Source organism: Amycolatopsis sp. NPDC052450, assembly GCF_044547565.1.
In the GTDB taxonomy this organism is placed as follows: domain Bacteria; phylum Actinomycetota; class Actinomycetes; order Mycobacteriales; family Pseudonocardiaceae; genus Amycolatopsis.
The window spans coordinates 19382-41106 of the sequence record NZ_JBIUAQ010000019.1; the positions used below are offsets into that span (position 1 = coordinate 19382).

20 protein-coding genes are annotated in these 21725 nt (G+C 67.6%); 8 read left to right on the forward strand and 12 right to left on the reverse strand.

The annotated features are described in order from the left end of the window. Positions 1 to 9: 9 nt before the first annotated feature. From yjfF to ACIHAO_RS27295, 6 genes are all read right to left on the reverse strand, one after another. The gene (gene yjfF, locus ACIHAO_RS27270; protein WP_396562433.1) at positions 10 to 993 is read right to left on the reverse strand and encodes a galactofuranose ABC transporter, permease protein YjfF; all 984 of its coding nucleotides are present in this window, start codon (positions 991 to 993) and stop codon (positions 10 to 12) included. Further along, positions 990 to 2024: an ABC transporter permease gene (locus ACIHAO_RS27275; protein ID WP_396562435.1), complete on the reverse strand. Its 1035-nt coding sequence runs from the start codon at positions 2022 to 2024 to the stop codon at positions 990 to 992. Before ACIHAO_RS27275 ends, yjfF begins: the two co-directional genes overlap by 4 nt. Further along, a complete protein-coding gene (locus tag ACIHAO_RS27280) occupies positions 2021 to 3523 on the reverse strand; it encodes a sugar ABC transporter ATP-binding protein (protein ID WP_396562647.1) in 1503 nt (500 codons plus the stop codon). Before ACIHAO_RS27280 ends, ACIHAO_RS27275 begins: the two co-directional genes overlap by 4 nt. Before the next feature lie 54 nt (positions 3524 to 3577). Next, positions 3578 to 4543 carry an ABC transporter substrate-binding protein gene (locus ACIHAO_RS27285; RefSeq protein ID WP_396562437.1) on the reverse strand — a complete coding sequence of 322 codons (966 nt, stop codon included), beginning with the start codon at positions 4541 to 4543 and terminating at the stop codon, positions 3578 to 3580. An 81-nt stretch (positions 4544 to 4624) separates the two neighbouring features. Continuing rightward, positions 4625 to 5665 (reverse strand): LacI family DNA-binding transcriptional regulator, encoded by a 1041-nt coding sequence (locus tag ACIHAO_RS27290; RefSeq protein ID WP_396562439.1) that lies wholly within the window; start codon positions 5663 to 5665, stop codon positions 4625 to 4627. Between the two features lie 278 nt (positions 5666 to 5943). Next, positions 5944 to 6990 (reverse strand): LacI family DNA-binding transcriptional regulator, encoded by a 1047-nt coding sequence (locus ACIHAO_RS27295; protein WP_396562441.1) that lies wholly within the window; start codon positions 6988 to 6990, stop codon positions 5944 to 5946. Positions 6991 to 7189: 199 nt separating this feature from the next. Here ACIHAO_RS27295 and ACIHAO_RS27300 point away from each other — a divergent pair, with 199 nt between their 5' ends. The 4 genes from ACIHAO_RS27300 to ACIHAO_RS27315 are packed head-to-tail and all read left to right on the forward strand — an operon-like array spanning position 7190 to position 11744. After that, entirely contained in the window at positions 7190 to 8491 is a 1302-nt protein-coding gene (locus tag ACIHAO_RS27300) for an ABC transporter substrate-binding protein (protein WP_125795501.1), read from the forward strand. A 3-nt stretch (positions 8492 to 8494) separates the two neighbouring features. Further along, positions 8495 to 9484, forward strand: coding sequence for a carbohydrate ABC transporter permease (locus ACIHAO_RS27305; protein ID WP_396562444.1), 990 nt, complete (start codon positions 8495 to 8497; stop codon positions 9482 to 9484). Next, positions 9481 to 10338 (forward strand): carbohydrate ABC transporter permease, encoded by an 858-nt coding sequence (locus ACIHAO_RS27310; RefSeq protein ID WP_396562446.1) that lies wholly within the window; start codon positions 9481 to 9483, stop codon positions 10336 to 10338. The genes ACIHAO_RS27305 and ACIHAO_RS27310 overlap by 4 nt, the downstream gene beginning before the upstream one ends. Further along, positions 10335 to 11744 carry a GH1 family beta-glucosidase gene (locus tag ACIHAO_RS27315; protein ID WP_396562448.1) on the forward strand — a complete coding sequence of 470 codons (1410 nt, stop codon included), beginning with the start codon at positions 10335 to 10337 and terminating at the stop codon, positions 11742 to 11744. The genes ACIHAO_RS27310 and ACIHAO_RS27315 overlap by 4 nt, the downstream gene beginning before the upstream one ends. 194 nt (positions 11745 to 11938) lie before the next feature. Here the strand turns inward: ACIHAO_RS27315 and ACIHAO_RS27320 are convergent, their stop codons facing one another. Further along, positions 11939 to 13156, reverse strand: a complete 1218-nt coding sequence (locus ACIHAO_RS27320; RefSeq protein ID WP_396562450.1) for a hypothetical protein — start codon at positions 13154 to 13156, stop codon at positions 11939 to 11941. A 298-nt stretch (positions 13157 to 13454) separates the two neighbouring features. Between ACIHAO_RS27320 and abc-f the strand changes: the two genes are divergently transcribed. Next, positions 13455 to 15074 carry a ribosomal protection-like ABC-F family protein gene (abc-f, locus tag ACIHAO_RS27325; protein ID WP_396562452.1) on the forward strand — a complete coding sequence of 540 codons (1620 nt, stop codon included), beginning with the start codon at positions 13455 to 13457 and terminating at the stop codon, positions 15072 to 15074. Between the two features lie 60 nt (positions 15075 to 15134). Here the strand turns inward: abc-f and ACIHAO_RS27330 are convergent, their stop codons facing one another. From ACIHAO_RS27330 to ACIHAO_RS27340, 3 genes are all read right to left on the reverse strand, one after another. Beyond that, positions 15135 to 15416 carry a hypothetical protein gene (locus tag ACIHAO_RS27330; RefSeq protein ID WP_396562454.1) on the reverse strand — a complete coding sequence of 94 codons (282 nt, stop codon included), beginning with the start codon at positions 15414 to 15416 and terminating at the stop codon, positions 15135 to 15137. Positions 15417 to 15498: 82 nt separating this feature from the next. After that, a complete protein-coding gene (locus tag ACIHAO_RS27335) occupies positions 15499 to 15861 on the reverse strand; it encodes an NAD(P)H-binding protein (protein ID WP_396562456.1) in 363 nt (120 codons plus the stop codon). Next, positions 15854 to 16222: a VOC family protein gene (locus tag ACIHAO_RS27340; protein WP_396562458.1), complete on the reverse strand. Its 369-nt coding sequence runs from the start codon at positions 16220 to 16222 to the stop codon at positions 15854 to 15856. Before ACIHAO_RS27340 ends, ACIHAO_RS27335 begins: the two co-directional genes overlap by 8 nt. A gap of 385 nt (positions 16223 to 16607) precedes the next feature. Between ACIHAO_RS27340 and ACIHAO_RS27345 the strand changes: the two genes are divergently transcribed. Beyond that, positions 16608 to 17861 carry a DUF222 domain-containing protein gene (locus ACIHAO_RS27345; protein ID WP_396562460.1) on the forward strand — a complete coding sequence of 418 codons (1254 nt, stop codon included), beginning with the start codon at positions 16608 to 16610 and terminating at the stop codon, positions 17859 to 17861. Between the two features lie 1399 nt (positions 17862 to 19260). On the opposite strand, the gene ACIHAO_RS27350 is transcribed toward ACIHAO_RS27345, so the two are convergent. Next, positions 19261 to 19605, reverse strand: coding sequence for an MmcQ/YjbR family DNA-binding protein (locus ACIHAO_RS27350; RefSeq protein WP_125796908.1), 345 nt, complete (start codon positions 19603 to 19605; stop codon positions 19261 to 19263). A 143-nt stretch (positions 19606 to 19748) separates the two neighbouring features. Here ACIHAO_RS27350 and ACIHAO_RS27355 point away from each other — a divergent pair, with 143 nt between their 5' ends. Both ACIHAO_RS27355 and ACIHAO_RS27360 read left to right on the forward strand, forming a co-directional pair. Beyond that, positions 19749 to 20378, forward strand: a complete 630-nt coding sequence (locus ACIHAO_RS27355) for a class I SAM-dependent DNA methyltransferase (RefSeq protein ID WP_396562463.1) — start codon at positions 19749 to 19751, stop codon at positions 20376 to 20378. A gap of 2 nt (positions 20379 to 20380) precedes the next feature. Further along, positions 20381 to 21175 (forward strand): glycosyltransferase, encoded by a 795-nt coding sequence (locus ACIHAO_RS27360; RefSeq protein WP_396562465.1) that lies wholly within the window; start codon positions 20381 to 20383, stop codon positions 21173 to 21175. Here the strand turns inward: ACIHAO_RS27360 and ACIHAO_RS27365 are convergent. Continuing rightward, positions 21093 to 21689: a TetR/AcrR family transcriptional regulator gene (locus ACIHAO_RS27365; RefSeq protein ID WP_396562467.1), complete on the reverse strand. Its 597-nt coding sequence runs from the start codon at positions 21687 to 21689 to the stop codon at positions 21093 to 21095. The genes ACIHAO_RS27360 and ACIHAO_RS27365 overlap by 83 nt on opposite strands. Positions 21690 to 21725: the final 36 nt, after the last annotated feature.

The following is a 21725-nucleotide window of genomic DNA, read 5'->3' on the forward strand; positions in this document are numbered from 1 at the left end:
GCGGCGGTTTTACGTGGCTCGCCTGCCGACGAGGCGTTGCAGGACGATGAAGGCGAACAGCAGCGCACCGGTGATGATCGAGGTCCACCAGGAGTTCAGCGTGCCGTCGAAGGTGATCAGGGTCTGGATGATGCCCAGCACCATGATCCCGAGCACCGTCCCGAGGACGTAACCGGAGCCGCCGGTGAGCAGCGTGCCACCGATGACGACGGCCGCGATCGCGGTCAGTTCCAGCCCGACGCCGTTGAGCGGATCGCCGGAAGACTTGTACAGCACCAGGAGCAGGCCGCCGAGCGCCGAGCAGAACCCGCTGAGCGTGTAGACCGAGATCCGCGTGCGGCCGACGTTGAGGCCCATCAGCAACGCCGACTTCGGGTTCCCGCCGATCGCGTAGACCGTCCGGCCGAACCGCGTTCCGTAAAGGACGTACGCGGCGACCGCGACCACGACCAGCGCGACGACCACGCCGATCGAGATGTGCAGTTCCGCGCCGAGCGGGATCTGCGTCTGCGCGAGGCTCGCGACCGTCGGGTCGTCGATCGAGTACGCCTGGGTGCTGATCGTGTAGCAGAGCCCCCTGGCGAAGAACATCCCGATCAGGGTGGCGATGAACGGCTGGATCTCGAAGACCTGGATCAGCACGCCCATCCCGAAGCCCAGCGCCGCGCCGATCGCCAGTACCGCGGGGATCAGCGCGAAAACCGGCCAGCCCTGGTTCTGCAGCAGGTCGGCGGAGACCACAGTGGACAGCGCCACGACCGACCCCACCGACAGGTCGATCCCGCCGGTGAGGATCACGAACGTCATCCCGACGGCGACGACCAGCAGGAAGGCGTTGTTGATGAACAGGTCGAGCACGACCTGTCCGGAGCCGAACGCCGTGTAGCTCGACGCGCCGTAGAGGTACGCGCCGATGAGCATCGCCATCGTCGCGAGGATCGGCAGGTGCCGCTGCCTCGGCCGATAGCCCTTGATGCGGTCGAGTGTCGTCATACCCCGGCCTCCACCTTCTCCGGCAGGACGGCGGGCGGCGGGGCCGCTTTCCGCCGCCTGGCGAGCTTCTTGCGGAACACCGGCGACTGCAGCAGGCAGACCGCCAGCACGACCACGGCCTTGAACAGCATGATCGCCTGCGGCGCGATGCCGAGCGCGTACACGGTGGTCGTCAACGTCTGAATCAGCAGCGCGCCGATCACCGACCCGGTGAGCGAGAACCGGCCACCGGTCAGCAGCGTCCCGCCGATGACGACGGCGAGGATCGCGTCGAGTTCGATGAACTGTCCGGCGTTGTTGCCGTCGGCGCTGTGCACGTTCGCGCTGATCATCAGTCCGGCGATACCGGCGCAGAGCGCGCAGAAGACGTAGGTGAGCCAGATCAGCCGGGACGACCGGAGCCCGGCGAGCCTGCCCGCCTCCGGGTTGCCGCCCACCGATTCGACCAGCAGCCCCAGCGCCGACCGGCGGACCAGCACCGCGGCGATGGCGAACACCGCCAGCGCGATGAGGATCGCGCTGGGCAGGCCGAAAGTGAACCCGCTGCCGATCCACTCGTAGGGATGCGAATTGACGGTGATGATCTGGCCGCCGGTGATCAGCTGGGCGATACCGCGGCCCGCGACCATCAGGATCAGCGTCGCGATGATCGGCTGGATGCCCAGTACGGCCACGAGCCAGCCGTTCCACACGCCGAGCGCGAGGGCAAGCCCCAGTGCCATCCCGACCGCGGCGAGCGTCCCGCCGAGGCTGTTCTGGTCGCCGAGTCCGCTGATGTGCAGGCAGGCGAGCGCGCCGCTGATCGCGACGACCGCGCCGACGGAGAGGTCGATCCCCCGCGTCGCCACCACCAGGGTCATGCCGAGCGCGATGAGGATCAGCGGGGCGCCGTTCTTGAGGATGTCGATCAGGTTCCCGTACAGGTGCCCGTCGCGGAGTTCGATCGCGAAGAACGCCGGATGGGCGATGAGGTCGCCGAGCAGAAGCGCCAGCAGCGCGACGACGGGCCAGAACAAGCGATGCTTGGTCATCGTGCGACTCCTTCGGCCATCGTCGCCATGACGCGGTCCGCGGTCAGCGATTCGTTGTCCAGTACGGCGACCACCGCGCGGTCGCGCAGCACGACGACCCGGTGGCTCAACCGCAGCACCTCCTCGAGTTCGGCGGAGATGAACACGACGGCCATCCCCTCGCTCGAGAGCCGGGCGACCAGCCGCTGGATCTCCGTCTTGGCGCCGATGTCGATCCCGCGCGTCGGCTCGTCGAGGATCAGCAGCCGCGGTTCGGTGATGAGCCACCTCGCGAGCAGCACCTTCTGCTGGTTGCCGCCGCTCAGGTCGCCCACCTTCGCTTCCGCGTTGGCGGGGCGGATGTCGAGCATCTCGATGTAGCGCTCGGCGATCTCGTCCTGCCGCCGCCGCGGGATCGGCCGCGCCCAGCCCCGCGAGGCCTGCAACGCGAGCACGATGTTCTCGCGCACGGTGAGTTCCTCGACGAGGCCTTCGGTCTTGCGGTTCTCCGAACAGAACGCGATGCGGCGGTCGAGACCGGTCCGCGGCGTCTTCAGCGACACCGGCTCACCGTTGATCCGCACCGAACCGCCGTCCGCGTGGTCGGCGCCGAACAGCAGCCTGGCCAGTTCGGTGCGACCGGAACCGAGCAGCCCGGCCAGGCCGACGACCTCGCCCGCCCGGATGTCGAGCGAGAACGGCGCGACACCGCCCTTGCGGCCGACGTCCTCCGCTTCGAGGAACACCGGCGCCCCGGCGAGGTCGGACCGGCTGTGCCCCGCGTCCTCGATGTCTTCGAGGGCCTCGAGTTCCTTGCCGATCATCCTGGTCACCAGGTCGACCGGGGTGATGTCCTCGGTGCGGTACTCCCCGATCAGCTTTCCGTTGCGCAGCACCGTCATCCGGTCCGCGACGGCGAAGACCTGCTCGATGAAATGGGAGACGAACAGGATCGCCATCCCCTGCTCCCGCAGCGAACGCACCACGTTCAGCAGCTGCTCGACCTCGCCGGCGTCCAAACTGGACGTCGGTTCGTCGAGGACGAGCACACGCGCGTCGACGTCGAGCGCCCTGGCGATCGCGACCAATTGCTGCACCGCGATCGAGCAGCTGCTCAGCTCCGCCGAAACGTCCACTTCGACGTCCAGCCTGGCCAGCAGCGCGGCCGCCCGGCGGCGCGTCTCGCGCCAGTCGATGCGGCCGCGCCGTCGCGGCTCCTTGCCGAGGCAGATGTTCTCCGCCACCGACAGGTTCGGGCAGAGGTTCACTTCCTGGTAGACGGTGCTGACGCCGGAGCGCCGCGCCTCTCCCGGACCGCTGAACGCGACCGGGGAACCGTCGAGTTCGATCGTGCCCGCGTCCACCCCGTGAACACCGGTGAGCACCTTGATCAGGGTGGACTTGCCGGCGCCGTTCTCACCCATCAGGGCGTGCACTTCGCCGGGGAACATCCGGAAGGAGACGTCGTCGAGGGCGACCACGCCGGGGAATTCCTTCCGGATATGGCTCATCCGCAGCATCGCAGAGGGTTCTGTCATCGCTGACCTTGTTCTCGGGGGGACGCGGGATCGGGATCAGTACTGGCGTTGCGGCAGCGCGGCCTTCGCGGCCGCCTGGTCGAATTCGGTCTCGGTGGTCTCGATGCGCGGCGGCACCTGCTCACCGGCGGCGACCTTCTTCACCAGATCCATCAGCTGCGGGCCGAGCAGCGGGTTGCATTCGACGACGTGGTTGATCTTGCCGTCGGCCAAGGCCTGCAGGGCGTCACGGACGCCGTCGACCGAGACGATCTTGATGTCCTTGCCGGGCACCTTCCCGGCGGCCTCGATCGCTTCGATGGCACCAAGGGCCATGTCGTCGTTGTGCGCGTACAGCACGTCGATCTTGGGCTGGGACTTCAGGAAGGCCTCCATGACCTCCTTGCCCTTGGCCCTGGTGAACTCACCGGTCTGCGACGCGACGACCTTGAACTTCGGGTTCGACGCGATGACGTCGGCGAAGCCCTTCTTGCGGTCGTTCGCCGGCGCGGAACCGGTGGTGCCCTGCAGTTCCACGATGCTGACGTCGCCCGTCGCCGAGCCGAACTCCTTGGCCAGCCACTCGCCGGCCTTCTTGCCCTCGGCGACGAAGTCCGAGCCGAGGAAGGTCTTGTACAGCGTCTTGTCCGGCGAGTCGACGGCCCGGTCGGTCAGGATCACCGGGATGTTCGCCGTCTTCGCCTCCTTGAGCACGGTGTCCCAGCCGGACTCCACGACCGGCGAGAAGGCGATCACCTTGACCTTCTGCTGGATGTAGGACCGGATCGCGGCGATCTGGTTCTCCTGCTTCTGTTGCGCGTCGGAGAACTTCAGCTCGATCCCGGCCGTCTTCGCGGAATCCTGGATCGACTTGGTGTTCGCCGTCCGCCAGCCGCTTTCCGCGCCGACCTGCGCGAAACCGAGGGTGATGGCCCCGCCGCCACCCGCTCCGCCGCCACCACCGCACGCGGTGAGCGCGAACAGTCCGGCCGCCACTATCGCCGTCCACGATTTTCTCGCCACATCTACTCCTAGATCCGCACTGATCAATTGAGTTAGCGTTAACACTCCACCGGGAAGCCCAGCGAGGGCCGCGTTCCGGCTTCACGAAATTCCGGTGCTCTCCCGCACGATCAACTCGGGAACCACCAGGTCACGGGCTTGCTCTTCGCCACCGTTCATCCGGCGGCGAAGAAGGTCGAACGTGCGCCTGCCGACTTCGACGAAGTCCTGGCGCACCGTCGTCAGCGGCGGCGTGTAGTACGCCGCCTCGGGCACGTCGTCGAAACCGACGATGCGCATCTCCCCCGGCACGTTCACGCCGGCCTCGGTGCAGGCGCGAAGAAAGCCGAGGGCCATCTGGTCGTTGGACACGAAAACCGCGTTCAGCCCCTTTTCGCCGACGAGGGACCGCCCCGCCGCGTACCCGGACCGCGCGCTCCAGTCACCCCGCACCACCGGCGGGATCCGCGCGCCGTGCCGCTGCAGGGTTTCCCGCCAGCCGCGCTCGCGATCGAGCGCCTCCAGCCAGTCTTCGGGCCCGGCCACGTGCCAGACCGTCTCGTGCCCGAGGCCCAGCAGATGCTCGGTCGCCCGGCGGGCGCCGTCGTACTGGTCCACCGAGATCACCGGCACCGGCGCTTCCTTCCCGCCGCCGACCGCGACGAGCGGGACGTCACTGGGAGCGGCCTCCAGCGCGCGCCCGGCGGTGACGTGCGGGGCGATCACGACGATGCCCTCGACGGCCTGGCGCCGCAGCCGCTCCACCGCGTCGGTGATGGACGACCGGCCGGGACGGCTGATGCTCGTTATGGTCGTCGCGTAACCCGCCTCGCGGGCCGCGTGCTCGATCCCGCTCAGCGTGCTGGCCGGGCCGTAGAGGTTGGCCTCCAGCGCGACCACGCCGAGCGTGCCCGACCGGCCGGTGACCAGCGCGCGGGCGACCGAGTTCGGCCGGTAGTCCAATTGCTCGATGGCGGCGTTGACCCGGACGCGCGTCTCCGCGCGCACCGGCCCGGTGCCGTTGATGACCCGCGAGACCGTCATATGCGAAACGCCCGCGAGCGCGGCTACATCGGTGAGACTGGCCTGCTTGCCCACGGAGGAAACGGCCGCGTTGCCGCCATCGCTGCTTTCGCGTGCCATCGCCTGTCTCCTGTCGCCGCTCCTCGCCGGGTGACGAGTGTCGCAAGTGTTAGCGATAACACGAACAGGGTCAAGGGCTCGCCGAGTCACAGTCGGGTCACGGACGATCGGTCTCGAAGCAGGCTTGGCCCGGGGACTCGTAGTGCGCCCAATGTGGCATTGGAGGCGCTCAATGTCCCCAATGCCACATTGGGCGCACTGCACGAACCCCACTCCCGACGGCAGGATCGCCCCGGTCGTGCCGACGCTCGAAGGCATCGCCCCGGTATGACGCGGGCTCAGCTCGAAGCGCGGCGAGTGAGCGACACCGGCAGTATCCGCTGCCGGGGCTTGAGCTCGCGGTCGTCCATCAGCGCCAGCAGGGTCTCGACCATCGCGTGGACCTGCTCGCGCGGATCCTGATGCACCGAGGTCAGCGGCGGGTCCATCTCCGGCGCCAAGGTCGCGTTGTCGTCGAAGCTGACGACGGCGACGTCGGAGGGGATCCGCCGTCCGGCGGAATGCAGGGTGCGGAGAGCGCCCAGGGCCATCATGTCGCTGGCCACGAAGACGGCGTCGAGGTCGGGGCGCCGCGCGAGCAGGTTCGACATCGCCTTCGCGCCGCCGGTGAGGGTGAAGTCGCCCTCCTCGACCAGGTCCCCCGGGTCGAGGCCGGCGTCGAGCAGGGTCTTGCGCCAGCCGCAGAGCCGGTCGATCGCCGCGCTCTGGTCCTGCGGACCGGCGATCGTGGCGATCCGGCGGTGGCCGGCCTCGACCAGATGCGCGACAGCCAGCTTCGCGCCGCCCTCGTTGTCGAAGTCGACGACGTGGACACCGCGTTTGAGCCCGGCCGCCTGCCCGCCGTACACCACCGGGATCCTCAACTGCCGCAACGCCTTGGGCAACGGGTCGGTGCGGTGCGGCGCGAACACCAGCACGCCGTCGACGTGCCCGCCGTCGAGGAACCGGACCGTGCGGTCGAGGTCCTCGCGGGTGTCACTGAAGATCAAGACCATCTGGCAGCCGATGTCGGCGAGTTCGCGGTAGCCGGCGCGCATGACCGCGGTGCGGTACGGGTCGTCGAGCAGCCGCGCCTCCGGCTCCGACAGCACGACCGCGACCGCGCCGGTCCGCCTGGTCACCAGGGATCTGGCCGCCTGGTTCGGGGAGTAGCCGAGTTCGCGGGCCGCGGCCCGCACCCGCTCGCGGGAGCGCGCGCTGACGTAGCCGTCGTCGTTCAGCGCCCGGGACGCCGTCGACCGGCTGACCCCGGCGGACGCGGCGACGTCTTCCAGCGTCGGCCTGCCGTCTTCCCCTGGTCGAGGCCCCACCCGCGTCACCTTCACCTTCCAACTCCATCCGGACACCCACAGCTTAGTGTCCGGCGGCGATCCGTACTGAGAGCGCTCCCCTGATGGAAACACTCTCATTACAAGCCCTTGACACGGCCATACCTTGGCGACAGACTCTGCGCATCCTGGGAGCGCTCCCATTTTCTGGTCATGACGCGACGGCGTTCCCTCCCACCGGCAAGGGGTATGACACGTGAGAAGGATCCGGAACGGCCTGGTGCTGACACTGGGTATCACCATGACGACGTTCGGACTGGCGGCGTGCGGCGGTGACGACGGCGCGGCGCCCGCGGCGTCGGACCCGAACGCGAAGGTCGAACTGTCGCTGGCGACGTTCACCGAGTTCGGCTACGAGGCGCTCATTCCCGAGTACGAACGACTGCACCCGAACATCAAGATCACCCACCGCAAGACCGGCCAGGGCGGGCCGTACCACCAGGACCTGATCACGAAACTGGCGGCGGGTTCCGGCCTCGCCGACGTCACCGCCGTCGAGGAAGGGCATCTGTCGAACGTCCTCGACAAGGGCTCGAAGTTCAACGACCTGCCCAAGATCGGCCCGGCGGAGGCCTCCCCCGACCGCTGGCTCGGCTGGAAGTACGACGCCGCGAAGACCAAGGACGGCAAGGTCATCGGCTACGGCACGGACATCGGCCCGCTGGCGATGTGCTACCGCAAGGACATGCTCGAGGCGGCGGGGCTCCCGTCCGACCCCGAAGCGGTCAAACCCCTGTTCGCCACCTGGGACAGCTACTTCGCCGCGGGCGACCAGTACGTCGCCAAGGCCGGCGGGAAGGCGTGGTTCGACTCGGCCGCGCAGAACTTCAACGCCATGGTCAACCAGCTCCCCAGCGGCTACATCGGCAACGACGACAAGCTCGCGGTGGAAGCCAACCAGGGCATCAAGGACGCCTGGACCAAAGTGACCGGCGCCGTCGCGAAAGGACAGTCGGCCAAGCTGACCGCGTTCAGCAACGAGTGGAACTCCGGGTTCAAACAGGGCGCCTTCGCCACGAAGGTGTGCCCCGCGTGGATGCTCGGCGTGATCGAGGAGCACTCCGGTCCGGAGAACGCCGGCAAGTGGGCGGTCACCGCGGCCTTCCCCGGCGGCGGCGGGAACTGGGGCGGTTCGTATCTGACCGTGCCCACGCAGTCGAAGCACCCGAAGGAGGCGGCCGAACTCGCCGCCTGGCTGACCGCGCCCGAGCAGCAGATCAAGGCGTTCCAGGCGAAGGGCACCTTCCCCAGCCAGGTCAAGGCGCTGGAGGACCCCGCGCTGCTGAACGAGACCGACGCCTACTTCGGTGGCGCCAAGATCGGCCAGTTGTTCGCCGAGCAGGCCAAGAAGGTCGCCAAGCCGCAGTACAAGGGCCCCGGTGACGGCCAGATCCAGGAGAACGCGTCGAGCCCCGCGCTGCAGGCCGTCGAACAGGGCAAGTCCGCGGACGAGGGCTGGACGCAACTGCTCGACGCCGCGAAGAAGATCACGCGCTGACCGATGACCGTCGTCGACAAGATCGCGCCGGAGGGGAGGAAGGCCGGGGTGCGCACGTCACCCCGGCCCACCCTTCGCCACCGGCTGAGCCGCTGGGACGTCAAGGTCTCGCCGTACCTCTATATCGCCCCGTTCTTCATCGTGTTCGGGATCGTCGGGCTGTTCCCGCTGCTCTACACGGCGTACGTGTCGCTGTTCAGCTGGGAGGCGGGTGACGACAATCCCGTTTTCATCGGGCTGGACAACTTCAAGGAACTGTTCGCCGACACGCAGTTCTGGAACGCGCTCGAGAACACCGTCAGCATCTTCCTGCTCTCCAGCGTTCCGCAGCTGATCATCGCGGTGCTCCTGGCGGCGCTGCTCAGCGCCAGGCTCCGCGGGGCGACCGGCTGGCGCGTCGGCGTCCTACTCCCCTACGCCGCCAGCCTGGTGGCGCTCGGGATCATCTTCGCGAACCTGTTCGGGCCGAAGTACGGGCTGGTCAACGGCCTGTTGCAGACCATCGGGCTGGACCCGGTCGACTGGCAGGCGGGCCGGTTCAGCAGCCATGTCGCGATCGCGATCATGGTGAACTGGCGCTGGACCGGGTACAACGCGCTGATCGTGCTGGCGGCGATGCAGGCCATCCCGAAGGAACTGCACGAGGCCGCCCTCATCGACGGCGCGGGAGCCGCACGCCGGTTCTTCAGCATCACGCTGCCCCTGCTGAAGCCGACGCTGATCTTCGTCACCATCACCTCGACGATCGGCGGACTCCAGATCTTCACCGAGCCCAAACTGTTCGACGCCATGCCGGGGTCGAACAACGGCGGCTCGTCCAACCAGTTCCAGACCGTGACGCTGTACCTGTACCAAACGGCCTTCGAGAACTACGAACTCGGCTATGCCTCGGCGATCGCGTGGGTGCTGTTCGTGATCATCGTGCTGATCGCGCTGGTGAACTTCTTCCTCACCGGCAGGCTCGCCAGGACCCCGGCGGTGAAGAAGAAGTGACCACCATCCACAGCGGACTCAAGCGGAGCGTCTCGGCGCTCGGCAAACCGCGCCGGGCGACCTACGTCGTGCTCGCGATCTTCGTGCTGGGCTCGCTCTTTCCGTTCTACTGGTCGTTCCTGGTGGCGAGCCGGGACAGCGGGATGCTCACCGAGCGGGTCCCGCCCTTCCTGCCCGGCGGGAACTTCTTCGCCAACGCGGCCAGGGTGTTCGACACGGTGCCGTTCTGGAAGGCGCTCGCGAACAGCCTGATCGTGTCCGGCACGGTCACCCTCACCACGGTGCTGTTCTCGGCGCTGGCCGGGTTCGCCTTCGCCAAACTGCGGTTCCGCGGCCGGAACGGGTTGTTCGTGTTCATCGTCATCACGCTCGCCGTGCCGACCCAGCTCGGCATCATCCCGCTGTTCATGGCGATGTCGGAGTTCGGCTGGGCGGGCGGGCTGCAATCGGTGATCGTGCCCAACCTGGTGACCGCGTTCGGTGTCTTCTGGATGCGTCAATACACAGTGGACGCCGTACCGTACGAACTGATCGAAGCGGCGCGGGTCGACGGGTGCAGCATGATCCGGATCTTCTGGAACGTCTGCCTGCCCGCGGTCCGCCCGGCGGCGGCGATCCTGGCGATGTTCACGTTCATGACCTCGTGGAACGACTTCCTCTGGCCGCTCGTCGTGCTGGACGCCGGAAACCCCACCGTCCAGCTGGCGCTGGAGAAGCTGCAGAGCGGCTACTACGTCGACTATTCGCTGGTGCTGGCCGGGACCACCCTGGCCACCATCCCGATCCTCATCGTCTTCCTCCTCCTCGGCCGCCAGATCGTGGCCGGGATCATGCAAGGTGCCGTGAAAGGGTGACCATGTCCGCACATCCCGACAGTGTCCGGGCGAAGACCGCGCTGCTGTTCCCGCCCGGATTCGTGTGGGGCGCCGCCACCGCGGCCTACCAGGTCGAAGGGGCCACGGCCGCCGACGGCCGGACCGACTCGATCTGGGACGTCTTCGCCCGCCGCCCCGGCGCCGTCGTCGGCGGCGACACCGGCGAACCGGGCGCCGATCACTATCACCGCTACGCCGAAGACGTCGACCTGATGCGACGGCTCGGGCTCGGCGCCTACCGGTTCTCCCTGTCGTGGCCGCGGATCCGGCCCGACGGCGGCGCACCGAACCTCCGCGGGCTCGCGTTCTACGACCGGCTCGTCGACAAGCTCCTCGAAGCCGGGATCGCGCCCTGGGCGACGCTGTATCACTGGGATCTCCCCCAGGCCCTGGAGGACGAGGGCGGCTGGGCCTCACGCGAGACCGCCTTCCGGTTCGCCGAGTACGCCGAAACGGTCGTAGCGCGCTTGGGCGACCGAGTGGCGCACTGGTCCACCCTCAACGAGCCGTGGTGTGCCGCGATGCTGGGCTACGCGCGCGGAATCCACGCGCCGGGCAGGCAGGAACCGCGCGCCGCCGTCGCCGCCACGCACCATCTGCTGCTCGGGCACGGGCTCGCGATGGACGTCCTGCGGCGGCACGCACCGGCGGCGTCGTCGGGGATCACGCTGAACCTGTACCCGGTGTCGGCCGTCGATCCTTCGTCCACTGTGGACACCGAAGCCGCGCGCCGGATCGACGGCCTGCAGAACCGGCTGTTCCTGGACCCGGTGCTTCGCGGCTCGTACCCGGCGGATCTGCTGACCGACCTGGCACCGCTCGGCATCGAGAAGCTCGTACGGGACGGCGATCTCGCGACCATCGCCGCCCCGATCGATTGGCTGGGCATCAACTACTACCGCGGCTACCAGGTGTCGGGAACGCCCCGGCCCGGCAGTGAACCCGCGGACACCGGCTGGCTCGGCGTCCCCGACGTCCATTTCGTCCCCGACGAGACGGCGCCGCGCACCGACTCGGGCTGGGAGGTCCAGCCTTCGCGGCTGACCGAATGCCTGCTTCAGGTCCATCGCGAGTATCGGCCGATCCCGTTGTACATCACCGAAAACGGCGCCTCCTATCCGGACGCCCTCATCGGCGGCGACATCGCGGACACCGATCGGATCGCCTTCCTCGACTCGCATCTGCGCGCCGCGTACGAGGCGATCGAGGCAGGCGTCGACCTGCGTGGTTATTTCTACTGGTCGCTGCTCGACAACTTCGAATGGGCCGAGGGGTACGCCAAGCGGTTCGGCCTCGTGCACGTCGACTACGTGACGCAGCGGCGGACGCCGAAGCGAAGCGCGCTCTGGTACGCGCGGGCGATCGGCCTCAACGGGCTGAGCTGAGGCCGAGTGTCAGGAAAGGGTCGTTCAGGACATTTTTCGTCCTGAACGACCCTTTCCTGACCTTTACCCGCGGGAGCGCGCGGCTCGTTCCGCGGCGGTCCGCCAGTCCTGACCCGTGGCCCCGACGGCCCGGAATCCGTTCACGCAGCCGGGTACGTCCGCGGTGTAGGTGCAGTTGTCGGGCCGGTTACCGCTCACCACGGCCCCGTTCGCCAGCGCGACGTGTGCGTTGCTCGTGTGGATGCCACCCCCGGAAGCCGGAGAAGGGTAAGAACCGGTCCCGGGCTCACCCGCGGCGTTGTCGCTGACCGTCGCCGCGTCGAGCGTGAGACTGTCGTCGAACACGACGACTCCGCCGCCTCGCCCCCCCCGTAACCGGAGATCCCGGAATACCCGCCCGGCCCCGCGACGCCGGCATCGCCGCCGCGTCCCGCCTGATTGCCGGTGATGGCAGTGCGGGTGATGACCGGATTCAGCAGCAAACCTCCGCTGATCGACATCATCACGCCGCCGGCCGTGCCACCACTGCCGCCGTGTCCGGCTGCACCGCCCGTCGCGCCTCCCGAGCCGCCCTTGCCGCCGCTCCCGGCACCGTTGCCGGTGACGGCGCTGTCGCTGAGCCGCAGGACGGTGCCGGCGAGCACGTCGACACCGGCGCCGAAGCCGGCGGGACCGCCTTGGCCACCCGCCTTGGCGGCCACGCCGTTTCCACCCTGGCCACCGGAGCCGGAGGCGTTGCCGGTGATCGAGGTGCGGGCGATCGTCACCGTGACCTGCGAGGAACTGTAGGAAGAGATCCCACCGCCGGAGCCTCCGTAGCCGCCGCTACCGGCACTGGCGGTGGCGGCGGCACCGGGAGCACCCGAGCCTGCGGCGTTGCCGCTGATGACGCTGTCGGTGATGGTCAGCGGACCCCAGTTCTTGATACCGCCGCCGGACTCGCCAGGATTCCCGACGCCAGGGGAACCGGCACCGACACCGTCCGGAGCCTGACCGCCCGCGATCGTGACTTCGTTGAGGGTCAGATCGCCCCAATTGAAGATGATCCGGAATCGGGGCGCGTCCTTGGCGCGTTCGATGGTGGCGTGATTACCGTTGACGGTGAGCTTTCCCTGGATGGAAGGCAGTCCGGATTTCCAGTAGACATCGGCGGCCGACGTGAGCGTGTAGACGCACTTCGCCGCCAGGGACAGCGTGTCCGGCTCAGAGGTGGCGTTGGCATCAGCGATGGCCTGGACCAACGCGGCGGAGTCGCAGGGAACAGCGGTTTCGGCGGCGTGCGCCGGCGGAGCGACCAGGGCGAACGCCCCCAGTGCGGTTACCGTGGTCGCGATTCGTCTTCGGGTTCTGCCATTCGACATCATCGAAAAGCCCTCGCCTTCTCCACTCAATTGATATGATTCCGACCACACGATTACCGATCACCGGGAATCGTGGCGAATAAACGAATGAGCATCGGAATTCGCGGCTCGTCGACGCCGCGCCGAGGGATTGCGGTGGCCACACTCCGGCAGGTCTTGTTATCGTAGGTGCGGACCTGATCGACGAGCATGGAGACCAGACGTGGCAGGTGAAGACGACATCTCCGGGTGAGCCGGAGTTGCCAGGCCACCGGCGCTGACGCCGACGTGGCCGGTTCGTCGTGCCCTCACGCCACGTCCACCGCGGTGCTGCTTCAAGGCGCCCGCTGTCTTTCACGAGGTCATTTCCATGTCAGACGCCTTCGTCGTCGTGTCCGCTCTCTCCTTCGCCTGGCCGGATGACACGCCGGTCTTCGACGACTTGTCGTTCACCGTGCCCGGTGGACGCACCGGGCTCGTCGCGCCCAACGGGGCGGGCAAGAGCACGCTCCTCAAGCTGATCGCCGGCGAGCTGCGGCCGGTCTCCGGAACCGTCTCCACGCAGGGAATCCTCGGATATCTGCCGCAGTCGCTGCCGCTCACCGCCGATCTGAAAGTGGCCGAGGTGCTCGGGATCGCACCACAACTCGCGGCGCTGAGCGCCATCGAGTCCGGCGACGCGAGCGAAGAGCACTTCACCACCATCGGGAACGACTGGGACATCGAAGAACGCACCCGCGCCCAACTCGACCGGCTGGGCCTCGACGGCCTCGCGCTGGACCGGAGCCTGCGCACGTTGAGCGGCGGGCAGATCATTTCCCTCGGCCTGGCCGCGCAGCTGCTGAAACGGCCCGACATCCTGCTGCTGGACGAACCGACCAACAACCTCGACCTCGACGCCCGCCGCAAGCTCTACGGGGTGCTCGAAGACTGGTCCGGTTGCCTGCTGCTGGTGAGCCACGACCGGGAACTGCTCGACCGGATGGACCGCATCGCCGAACTCGACCGCGGCGATCTCCGTTACCACGGCGGGAACTTCACCCAGTACGAAGCGGCGGTCAAGGCCGAGCAGGAGGCCGCCGAACGCAACGTCCGCAGTGCCGAACAAGAGGTCAAACGCGAGAAACGGGAGATGCAGCAGGCCCGCGAACGCGCCTCGCGCCGCGCGGGGAACGCGGCACGCAACCTCGGCAGCGCCGGGCTGCCGAAGATTTTCGCCGGCACCATGAAACGCAACGCCCAGGAATCCGCCGGAAAGGCGAACGAAACGCACGCCGCCCGGGTCAACGACGCGAAGAACCGCCTCGACGAAGCCGAACGGTCCCTGCGCGACGACCAGAAGATCGCACTCATCCTGCCGGGTACCAACGTCCCCGCCGGCCGCACGATGTTCCACGGCGAGCGCATCCAGGTCCACTACGGCGACCGGAACGTCTTCGCGGGCGACGGAGTCGACCTGACGATCCGCGGCCCCGAACGAATCGCGCTGACCGGCGGGAACGGCACCGGCAAGTCGACGCTCCTGCGGGTGCTCAGCGGAGACCTCTCGCCCGATGGCGGCGTGGTGAAACGAGCCGAGGGCCGGATCGCGTATCTCTCCCAGCGGCTGGACCTTCTGGACCTCGACCGGACCATCGCCGAAAACTTCGCGACGTTCGCCCCCGGCCTCCCCGAGTCGCAACGGATGACCTTGCTCGCCCGCTTCCTGTTCCGAGGCGCGCGAAGCAGGCTCCCAGTCGGCGTGCTCTCCGGAGGCGAACGCCTGCGAGCCACCCTGGCCTGCGTCCTGTTCGCCGAACCCGCACCTCAACTGCTCCTCCTGGACGAGCCGACGAACAATCTCGACCTGGTCAGCGTCGGGCAGTTGGAGAGCGCGCTGGGCGCGTATCAGGGGGCTTTCGTGGTCGTGAGCCACGATGAGCGGTTCCTGACGGAGATCAAGGTGGACCGGCGAGTGCGGTTGACCGACGGGACGCTTGTGGAGTCTTGAGGCTTCAGTGAGCCAGGGATCGTGAGCGGCGGCCCTCACGACCCCTGGCTCACTCCGCCGTCAGTAGGTTTCATCGAGACTCACCAAAAAGCGGGCCAGTCCCCCGTCCATTCCCGAATCGACCAGCGCCGACCGCAATTCTTCGGGAGTGACAGGCCGGTAAGCGACCTCTCCCCCCAATACGATCGACATCGCTCCGGCAATGTCGGCGTAAGTGAAGTTCGTGTCGCCCGAGAGGCTGTACGTGACATCGTCGTGCCCGTCCGTGGTGACCACGACGGCCAAAGCCTCGGTCAGATCTTTCCGGCAGGCTGCCACGACAACGGCGTCACCGGCCGCCACGGCGAAAACCCCGGTGAAGCGGGGCCCGCCAACGCCTGGATGTAGTTCTCGATATACCGGGCGTTCCGCAGGATCGTGTACGTCACGCCGGAATCGATGAGAGCGACGTCTGTCGCCCGGTGGTCCGCGTTGATCTCGAACCGGTCGTCGTCGCTCGAACTCCGCTGGTGCAGCAGACGTGCCGGACATTCGCGTTCTTCGCCGCCTCGATGACCGACTTGTGCTGGGCGAGACGATCCGGGTCACCGCCCGAGAGCAACACGATGTCGGAATGCCTGGCGACCAGTTCCGCGACGCCTGCCGAATCCGACGAATCGATGCCGGCGGTGCTGAACCCGGCCGCCGTGATCGTCCCGGGGCCGAGCCCCCGAGCGGCCAGCGCGTCCAGGACGTGGCGGCCAAGTGCCCCGGTAGCCCCGAAAACCAGGATGCTCGCCTCAGCCACGGTCGTGGAGGGTGATCTGGTAGCCGTCGGGGTCGGCGAAGGTGAACGTCCGGCCGAAAGGGCCGTCGATCGGCTCGGAAACGATGGTGTGCCCGTCGGCGACGAGCGCGTCGTGAATGGCCTGGACGTCGGTAGCGTGGAGCCAGATCGCGGCACCGATACCGGGCTGCGCGACCGATGCGAGGTCAGTGCCGGGAACGATGTCGCGGAGCGCGAACGCGATCGGCTTCGTTTCGAACACGACGGCGTGCGGAGGCCCGGCCGGCGAGCGGACGAGGCCGAGGTACTGCTCATAGAACGCCTGCGAAGCGGCGAGGTCACGCGCTTGCAGGGAGATGAAGTCCGGGCCGATGGCGGGCAAGTGATGCTCCTTCTGTTCATGTCAGCCTTCTGACATAGGCGACAGTATGTCAGGATGCTGACATGAGTCAAGACAAGGTCGGCGTTGACCTGAACGCCGCCATGAGCTCGCGCGGGCACGTTCGTGACACGGCAGTCGATGAACGTGCTACTCCAGACCCACAGAGGCACCCGTCGCGTCGAGATCAGGATGTTGACCGCCCTGAGACGGACGCGTTCCGGGCCGCGCAATCCACTATCTGCGTGATGGCGCCCAGCCGACTCCTCGGCGCGACGCACCCGAATCGGAGACCTTACGCACATCACCCGTCAGTGGTAAATGCGCTGGCTCATTGTCGCTTAAAATTACGAACGCATGTTCGATTATTTTGCGGTATTATTGTGGGGTGTCCGAGACTTTCCTTCCCGAGTTGCCGCAGGAGTTGTGGCGCGCCGGCAAGCTGGAACTTGCCCATGGCGTGCAGCGGTCTTTGCAGGTGATTCGGATGGCCACCGCCGGACTGGGGAAATTCTTGGCGGAAATCGAGTCTCGGGGCGTCAAAGACTTGTACGGGTATGGCCGTACGGCGACCTGGTTCGCCGATATAGCGGGATTGTCGGTCGGTGAAGCGGGTGCGGTGGTGAACCGGGCCATCGCCCTGAACCCGACCCGCGCTTTGGATGGCACCGAAGTTCCGCCTATCGCGCCCGCCACGGCCGCTGTGGCTGCGGAGGGTCTGGTCGGGAATGAGCGGATCGATCAGATCTTGGAGTTCTTGAAGAAGCTTCCCGCCGATACCTCGGTTGAGGATCGGGCGAGTGCGGAGAATATCCTGGCCACCCTCGCCCGCGATGCCGGTCCCCGGCAGCTCGCCGACGCCGAGCAGAACTTACTCGCGTTGCTGGACCCGGATGGGAACGAGCCCAAAGAGCCTGAACCCAAGGAGCCGCGTCGGGAGATCACCCTGGAGCGTCGCAAGGACGGCTTCTGGAAACTCACCGGCCTCCTCGACGATGAAACGGGTGCTCGCACCGCGGCGGCTCTGGAGGCGTATGCGGCGCCGCGGCCGGTGGACGAGTTCGGTCAAGCCGATCTGCGGATGAAATGCGAACGCATGGGAGATGCCTGGATCGACATCCTCGACCTCGCCGTCGCCTGCCCCGACCAACCCGGCACCAGCGGCTACCGCACCCTCCTGCACGTCACCATCGGCCTTGACGAGCTGAAGACCGGCCTCGGGACCGCCTGCCTCGATTTTGTCGGGACGATGACGGCCCGCGAAGCACGGCTGGCCGCCTGCGACTGCCTCATGCTCCCGGTCGTCATGAGCGCCGCTGGAGAGCCCCTCGACGTGGGGCGGCTGCGACGGTTCGTCACCCCCGGCCAACGACGCGCCTTGAACATCCGGGATGGGGGCTGCGCGTTCCCCGGGTGTCATCGGCGGCCGAAGAACTGTCACGCTCACCACATTCACCACTGGGCAGACGGAGGCCCCACGGATCTCCGGAATCTCGTGCTGCTGTGCGGTTTTCACCACCGGCTGATCCACCACGGCGACTGGCAAGTCCGCATGGCCGCCGATGGGCTACCGGAGTTCATCCCACCCCAATACCGAGATCCACTCCGACAACCCCGGCGCAACACCCTCCACCACGTCTGACCCCCGAGGAGCCCGCCAGCCACACCGGCGACGGGCCCCTCACCATGCCCAGCGAACAACACCAAGCTCTTGCCCCCCGCTCGAAGTACATGAAGGCCCCCTTCACTGCGCTAGTCTCCTGCACTGGAAGTTCGCGCCGTAAATCCGTATCGATAGCCAGCCGTTTCGCGCCTGGCCCGGGGGGGGCATGAGGTGCGTCGCGAAAGCCACTTTCGCGACGCCTGGGGTCGCGAAAGTGGCTTTCGCGACACGGTCACCCCACAGCCCACAAGCGAACCCCCGCGACCCGACACCACGAAGTCAGCGGAATGCTCACGGCCTCAGCCGACACCATCTTCACCGCGCGAAGCAACAACAAGATCCTCCGGCACCACGCCGAAACACCACACGAACTTCCGACTCGAGACACTAGACGCAAGGAAAGGGGCCTTCACGTACTCGGCAAGGCGCGAAGGACCCTTTCCCTCGGCTCAGCCGAGGAAAGGACCCCTTCACACGCTCAAGTCGTGACCGGCGGTGCCACCGAGACTCGCGGGAATGGTCCCGTTCCATCTGACCCGCCGAGCCCGCCTGCCCTGCCCGCAACAAAACTCTCCACAAGACAGCTGTGGTCGCCGCTCAGTATCACCGGCGTGATCCACGACCAGCCAGGAAACCTCTACAAAGACTGTGCTCTGCACCTACATCGACAACGGCGACCAGATCGGCGGACGCTCCACGGGCCTGTTCGCTCAGCGGCTACGCCGTCATCGAACTGTCCACCGCCGACGCGCAAGCCGACTGTCCCGCCGCAAAGCCGAATTCGAAGCCGAACGCCCCCAGTAACCACGGGCTCACTTCAGGCACTGTCGCCGGTCGCGACAAATACCCGCGGACAAAAGAAAAGGTCCCGCTTCCGCTCAGCGAAGGCTGGGGGTTCCTGCGAGCAGAAGCGGGAGTTTGTGGCCGATACGGTGGGCCGCCTCTCGGCGAGTAGCTCAACACGGCTCCGGCCGAACCGGTATTCCGTGAAGGCGAAGGGTGAGGCCCGGGGGCACCATCCGTACCGACACTCTCTACAACGCACCAGCACCCGAAATGTTCCCCCACACCAAGCCCCCACCGATGTGACCCGCATCAACACCCGAAAGCGGGAAACACCCGCCGAAAAACAAAAGACCCGCTCCCGCTCAGCGAAGGCCTGGGGGTTACCTGCGAGCGGAAGCGGGAGCAAAGGCCGATACGGTGGGCCGCCTCTCGGCGAGTGGCACGACACGGCTCCGGCCGAACCGGTATTCCGTGAAGGCGAAGGGTGAGGCCCGGGGGGCACCATCCGTACCGACACCCTGTACAACGCATTGCCCCGTAAAACGTTCCCGGCGGAACAGTGACGCGCGTCAACACACAAAAGCAGTAACGCTCAGCAGGGCGGCGGCACCAGTGCGACCAGTTCTTCGGGGGCGGACAGCCGCCATGCCTCGTAGACCAATTCGGTCAGCTCGTCGGATTCGATGCCGTCGAGGTGGACCACGACCCAGCCGAATCCCCCGGCCGTGAACTGGACCTCGAAGACGTCGGGCCGCTCGGCCACGAGGGCTTCCTGTTCCGAGAGCGTCTGCTTGAGGCCGACGGTCTGGGTCCGCGGCCAGTAGTACCCGAAGCGCTTGCCTCGCACGCTGAACGACTCCCACTCTCTCGCGTCGGACCGCTCGACGTCGGCGAGCGCCTCCAGCATCCGGTGGAACTCGTCACTCGGCACACTCATCTTGACCCCAAACCCCAGGAACTTCGGCGCGTCCAGTCTAAACAGGCGGACCGGCCCAGCGTCCTCAGAGGACGCGCGGGACGATGGCCTTCCGGAACGGTAGATTCGCCCGAGGGAGATCCACTCGATCCGGGAGCTGCGAAATGGACCGACCGGTCACGGCGGCGGAGCTGTTCGACGCCATCGGTTCCGCCTACGAGGACGTCTTCGGGCGGGCACCGGCGGTCGACAGGGCGGTGCGGCACCTGCTGAAGGCGCTGCCGCCGTCGTCGAGGGTGCTCGACATCGGCAGCGGGACCGGCAAGCCGGTGGCCGAGGAGCTCTCCTCGGCCGGACATCGGGTGACCGGGCTCGACGTGTCGCGGGTGATGATCGAGCTCGCGCGTGAGCAGGTGCCCGACGCCACCTTCGTCCACGCCGACGTGCGCGAGTGGACCTCGCCGCCCGAGTCGTGGGAGGCGGTCTGCGCCTTCTTCCCGTTCCTGCAGATGCCGCGCGAGGACACCGAAGCCGTGCTCGCCGATGTCGCGCGCTGGCTGGTGCCGGGTGGGCTTTTCGCGCTGGTCACCGTGCCGAGGGATGCCGAGAACGTGCCGGCGGAGTTCTTCGGCCGCACCTTCCTCGAGACCAGTTTCGCGCCGGGCGATCTCGTCCGGCGGGTCGAAGCGGCCGGGCTGGAGGTCACCGCGACCCACTCGGAGATCTTCACGGCGGACGAGCCGGGGACACCGCCGGAGGAGCACCTCCTGATCACCGCTCGCCGCCCGGAGTGAGCATGCGGGTCATCAGCGTCCTCACCCCGGTCCACCCACCGAGTCTGCCGTACCTGGCCGAGGCGTATGAATCCCTCGCCGCGCAGGAACTCCCGCCCGGCTGGGCCTGGGAATGGCTGGTGCAGGAGGACGGCGAGACCGGGCTGCTCGACGGCGCCCTCCCCGCCGACGAGCGAGTGCTGCCCGGCTCGGGTCGCCGGGGCGGGCCCGGGGTCGCGCGGATGATGGCGTTGTCCCGCGCGTCCGGGGTGCTGATCAAGGCGCTCGACGCGGACGATCTCCTGGCGCCGGGTGCGCTCGCGCGTGACATCGCGGCGCTCGAGGATCCGGCGATCGGCTGGACGACCTGCCGGGTGCTCGATCTCCTCCCGGATGGGACGAAGACGGGCGTCGACAGCGATCCCGACGAGGGGCCGATCGAACGCGGCGCGATCCTCCGGTACTGGCAGCGCAACGGCTACGTGTCTTCGGTGGTGGCCGGGACGTTGTGCATCCGTCGTGACCTGCTGCTGGAGCTGGGCGGCTGGATGGCGCTGCCCGCGTCGGAGGACACCGGGCTGATCCTCGCCGCCAACGCGTGCTCCGACGGCTACTTCATCGCGACCTGCGGCATGTTCTACCGGAAGTGGGCCGGGCAGGTCACCAGGTCCGCGGCGCACAACGACGACGGCGAACGGCTCGCGCGGATGAAGCTGATCGAGGAACGCGCCAAGGTCATGTTGACAGGTCGACGATGTCGAGCAGCGCCTTCGCGCACAGATCCCGCGTCTGGTCCCGGGTCAGCCGCCGGTACTTGAGCCAGTCGAGGCAGACCGCGACGACGAAGGCCAGCCAGCCGCGGACGAGCACCCGCAGGGTCTCAGGCGGGTCGCTGTCCGGGCACAGGACCTCGAGGATCCGGCGCCCTTGTTCGGCGAAGTTGTGGTCCAGGACCTCACGGACGCCGTCGACGGCGATGGACGTGCCCGAGTGCAGTGCCCGGTAGCCGTCCTCGTTGGCTTCGACGTAGCGGAGGTACGCGTCGAGCCCGGCCGTCAGCTGCTCCTCGACCGGCAGCGTGCGGTCGGACTCGGTCATCTTGAGCAGCCGTTCGCCTTCGGCCCTGATGACTTCGGTGACGAAGTCCCGCTTCGTCGGGAAGTAGTGGTAGAGGAGCCCTCGCGACACCTCGGCGATGTCCGCGACCTGCTCGATCCACACGTCGTCGTACGGCCGCTCCGCGAACAGGCGGGCGCCGATCCGCAGCAGCTGTTCCCGCCGCTCGGCGGTGCTCAGCCTGCTGCGGGACTTCCCGGAAGTGCTCGGCGCCATCTGGGCATCGTAGCTACTTGACACGGGTTCAGTAGC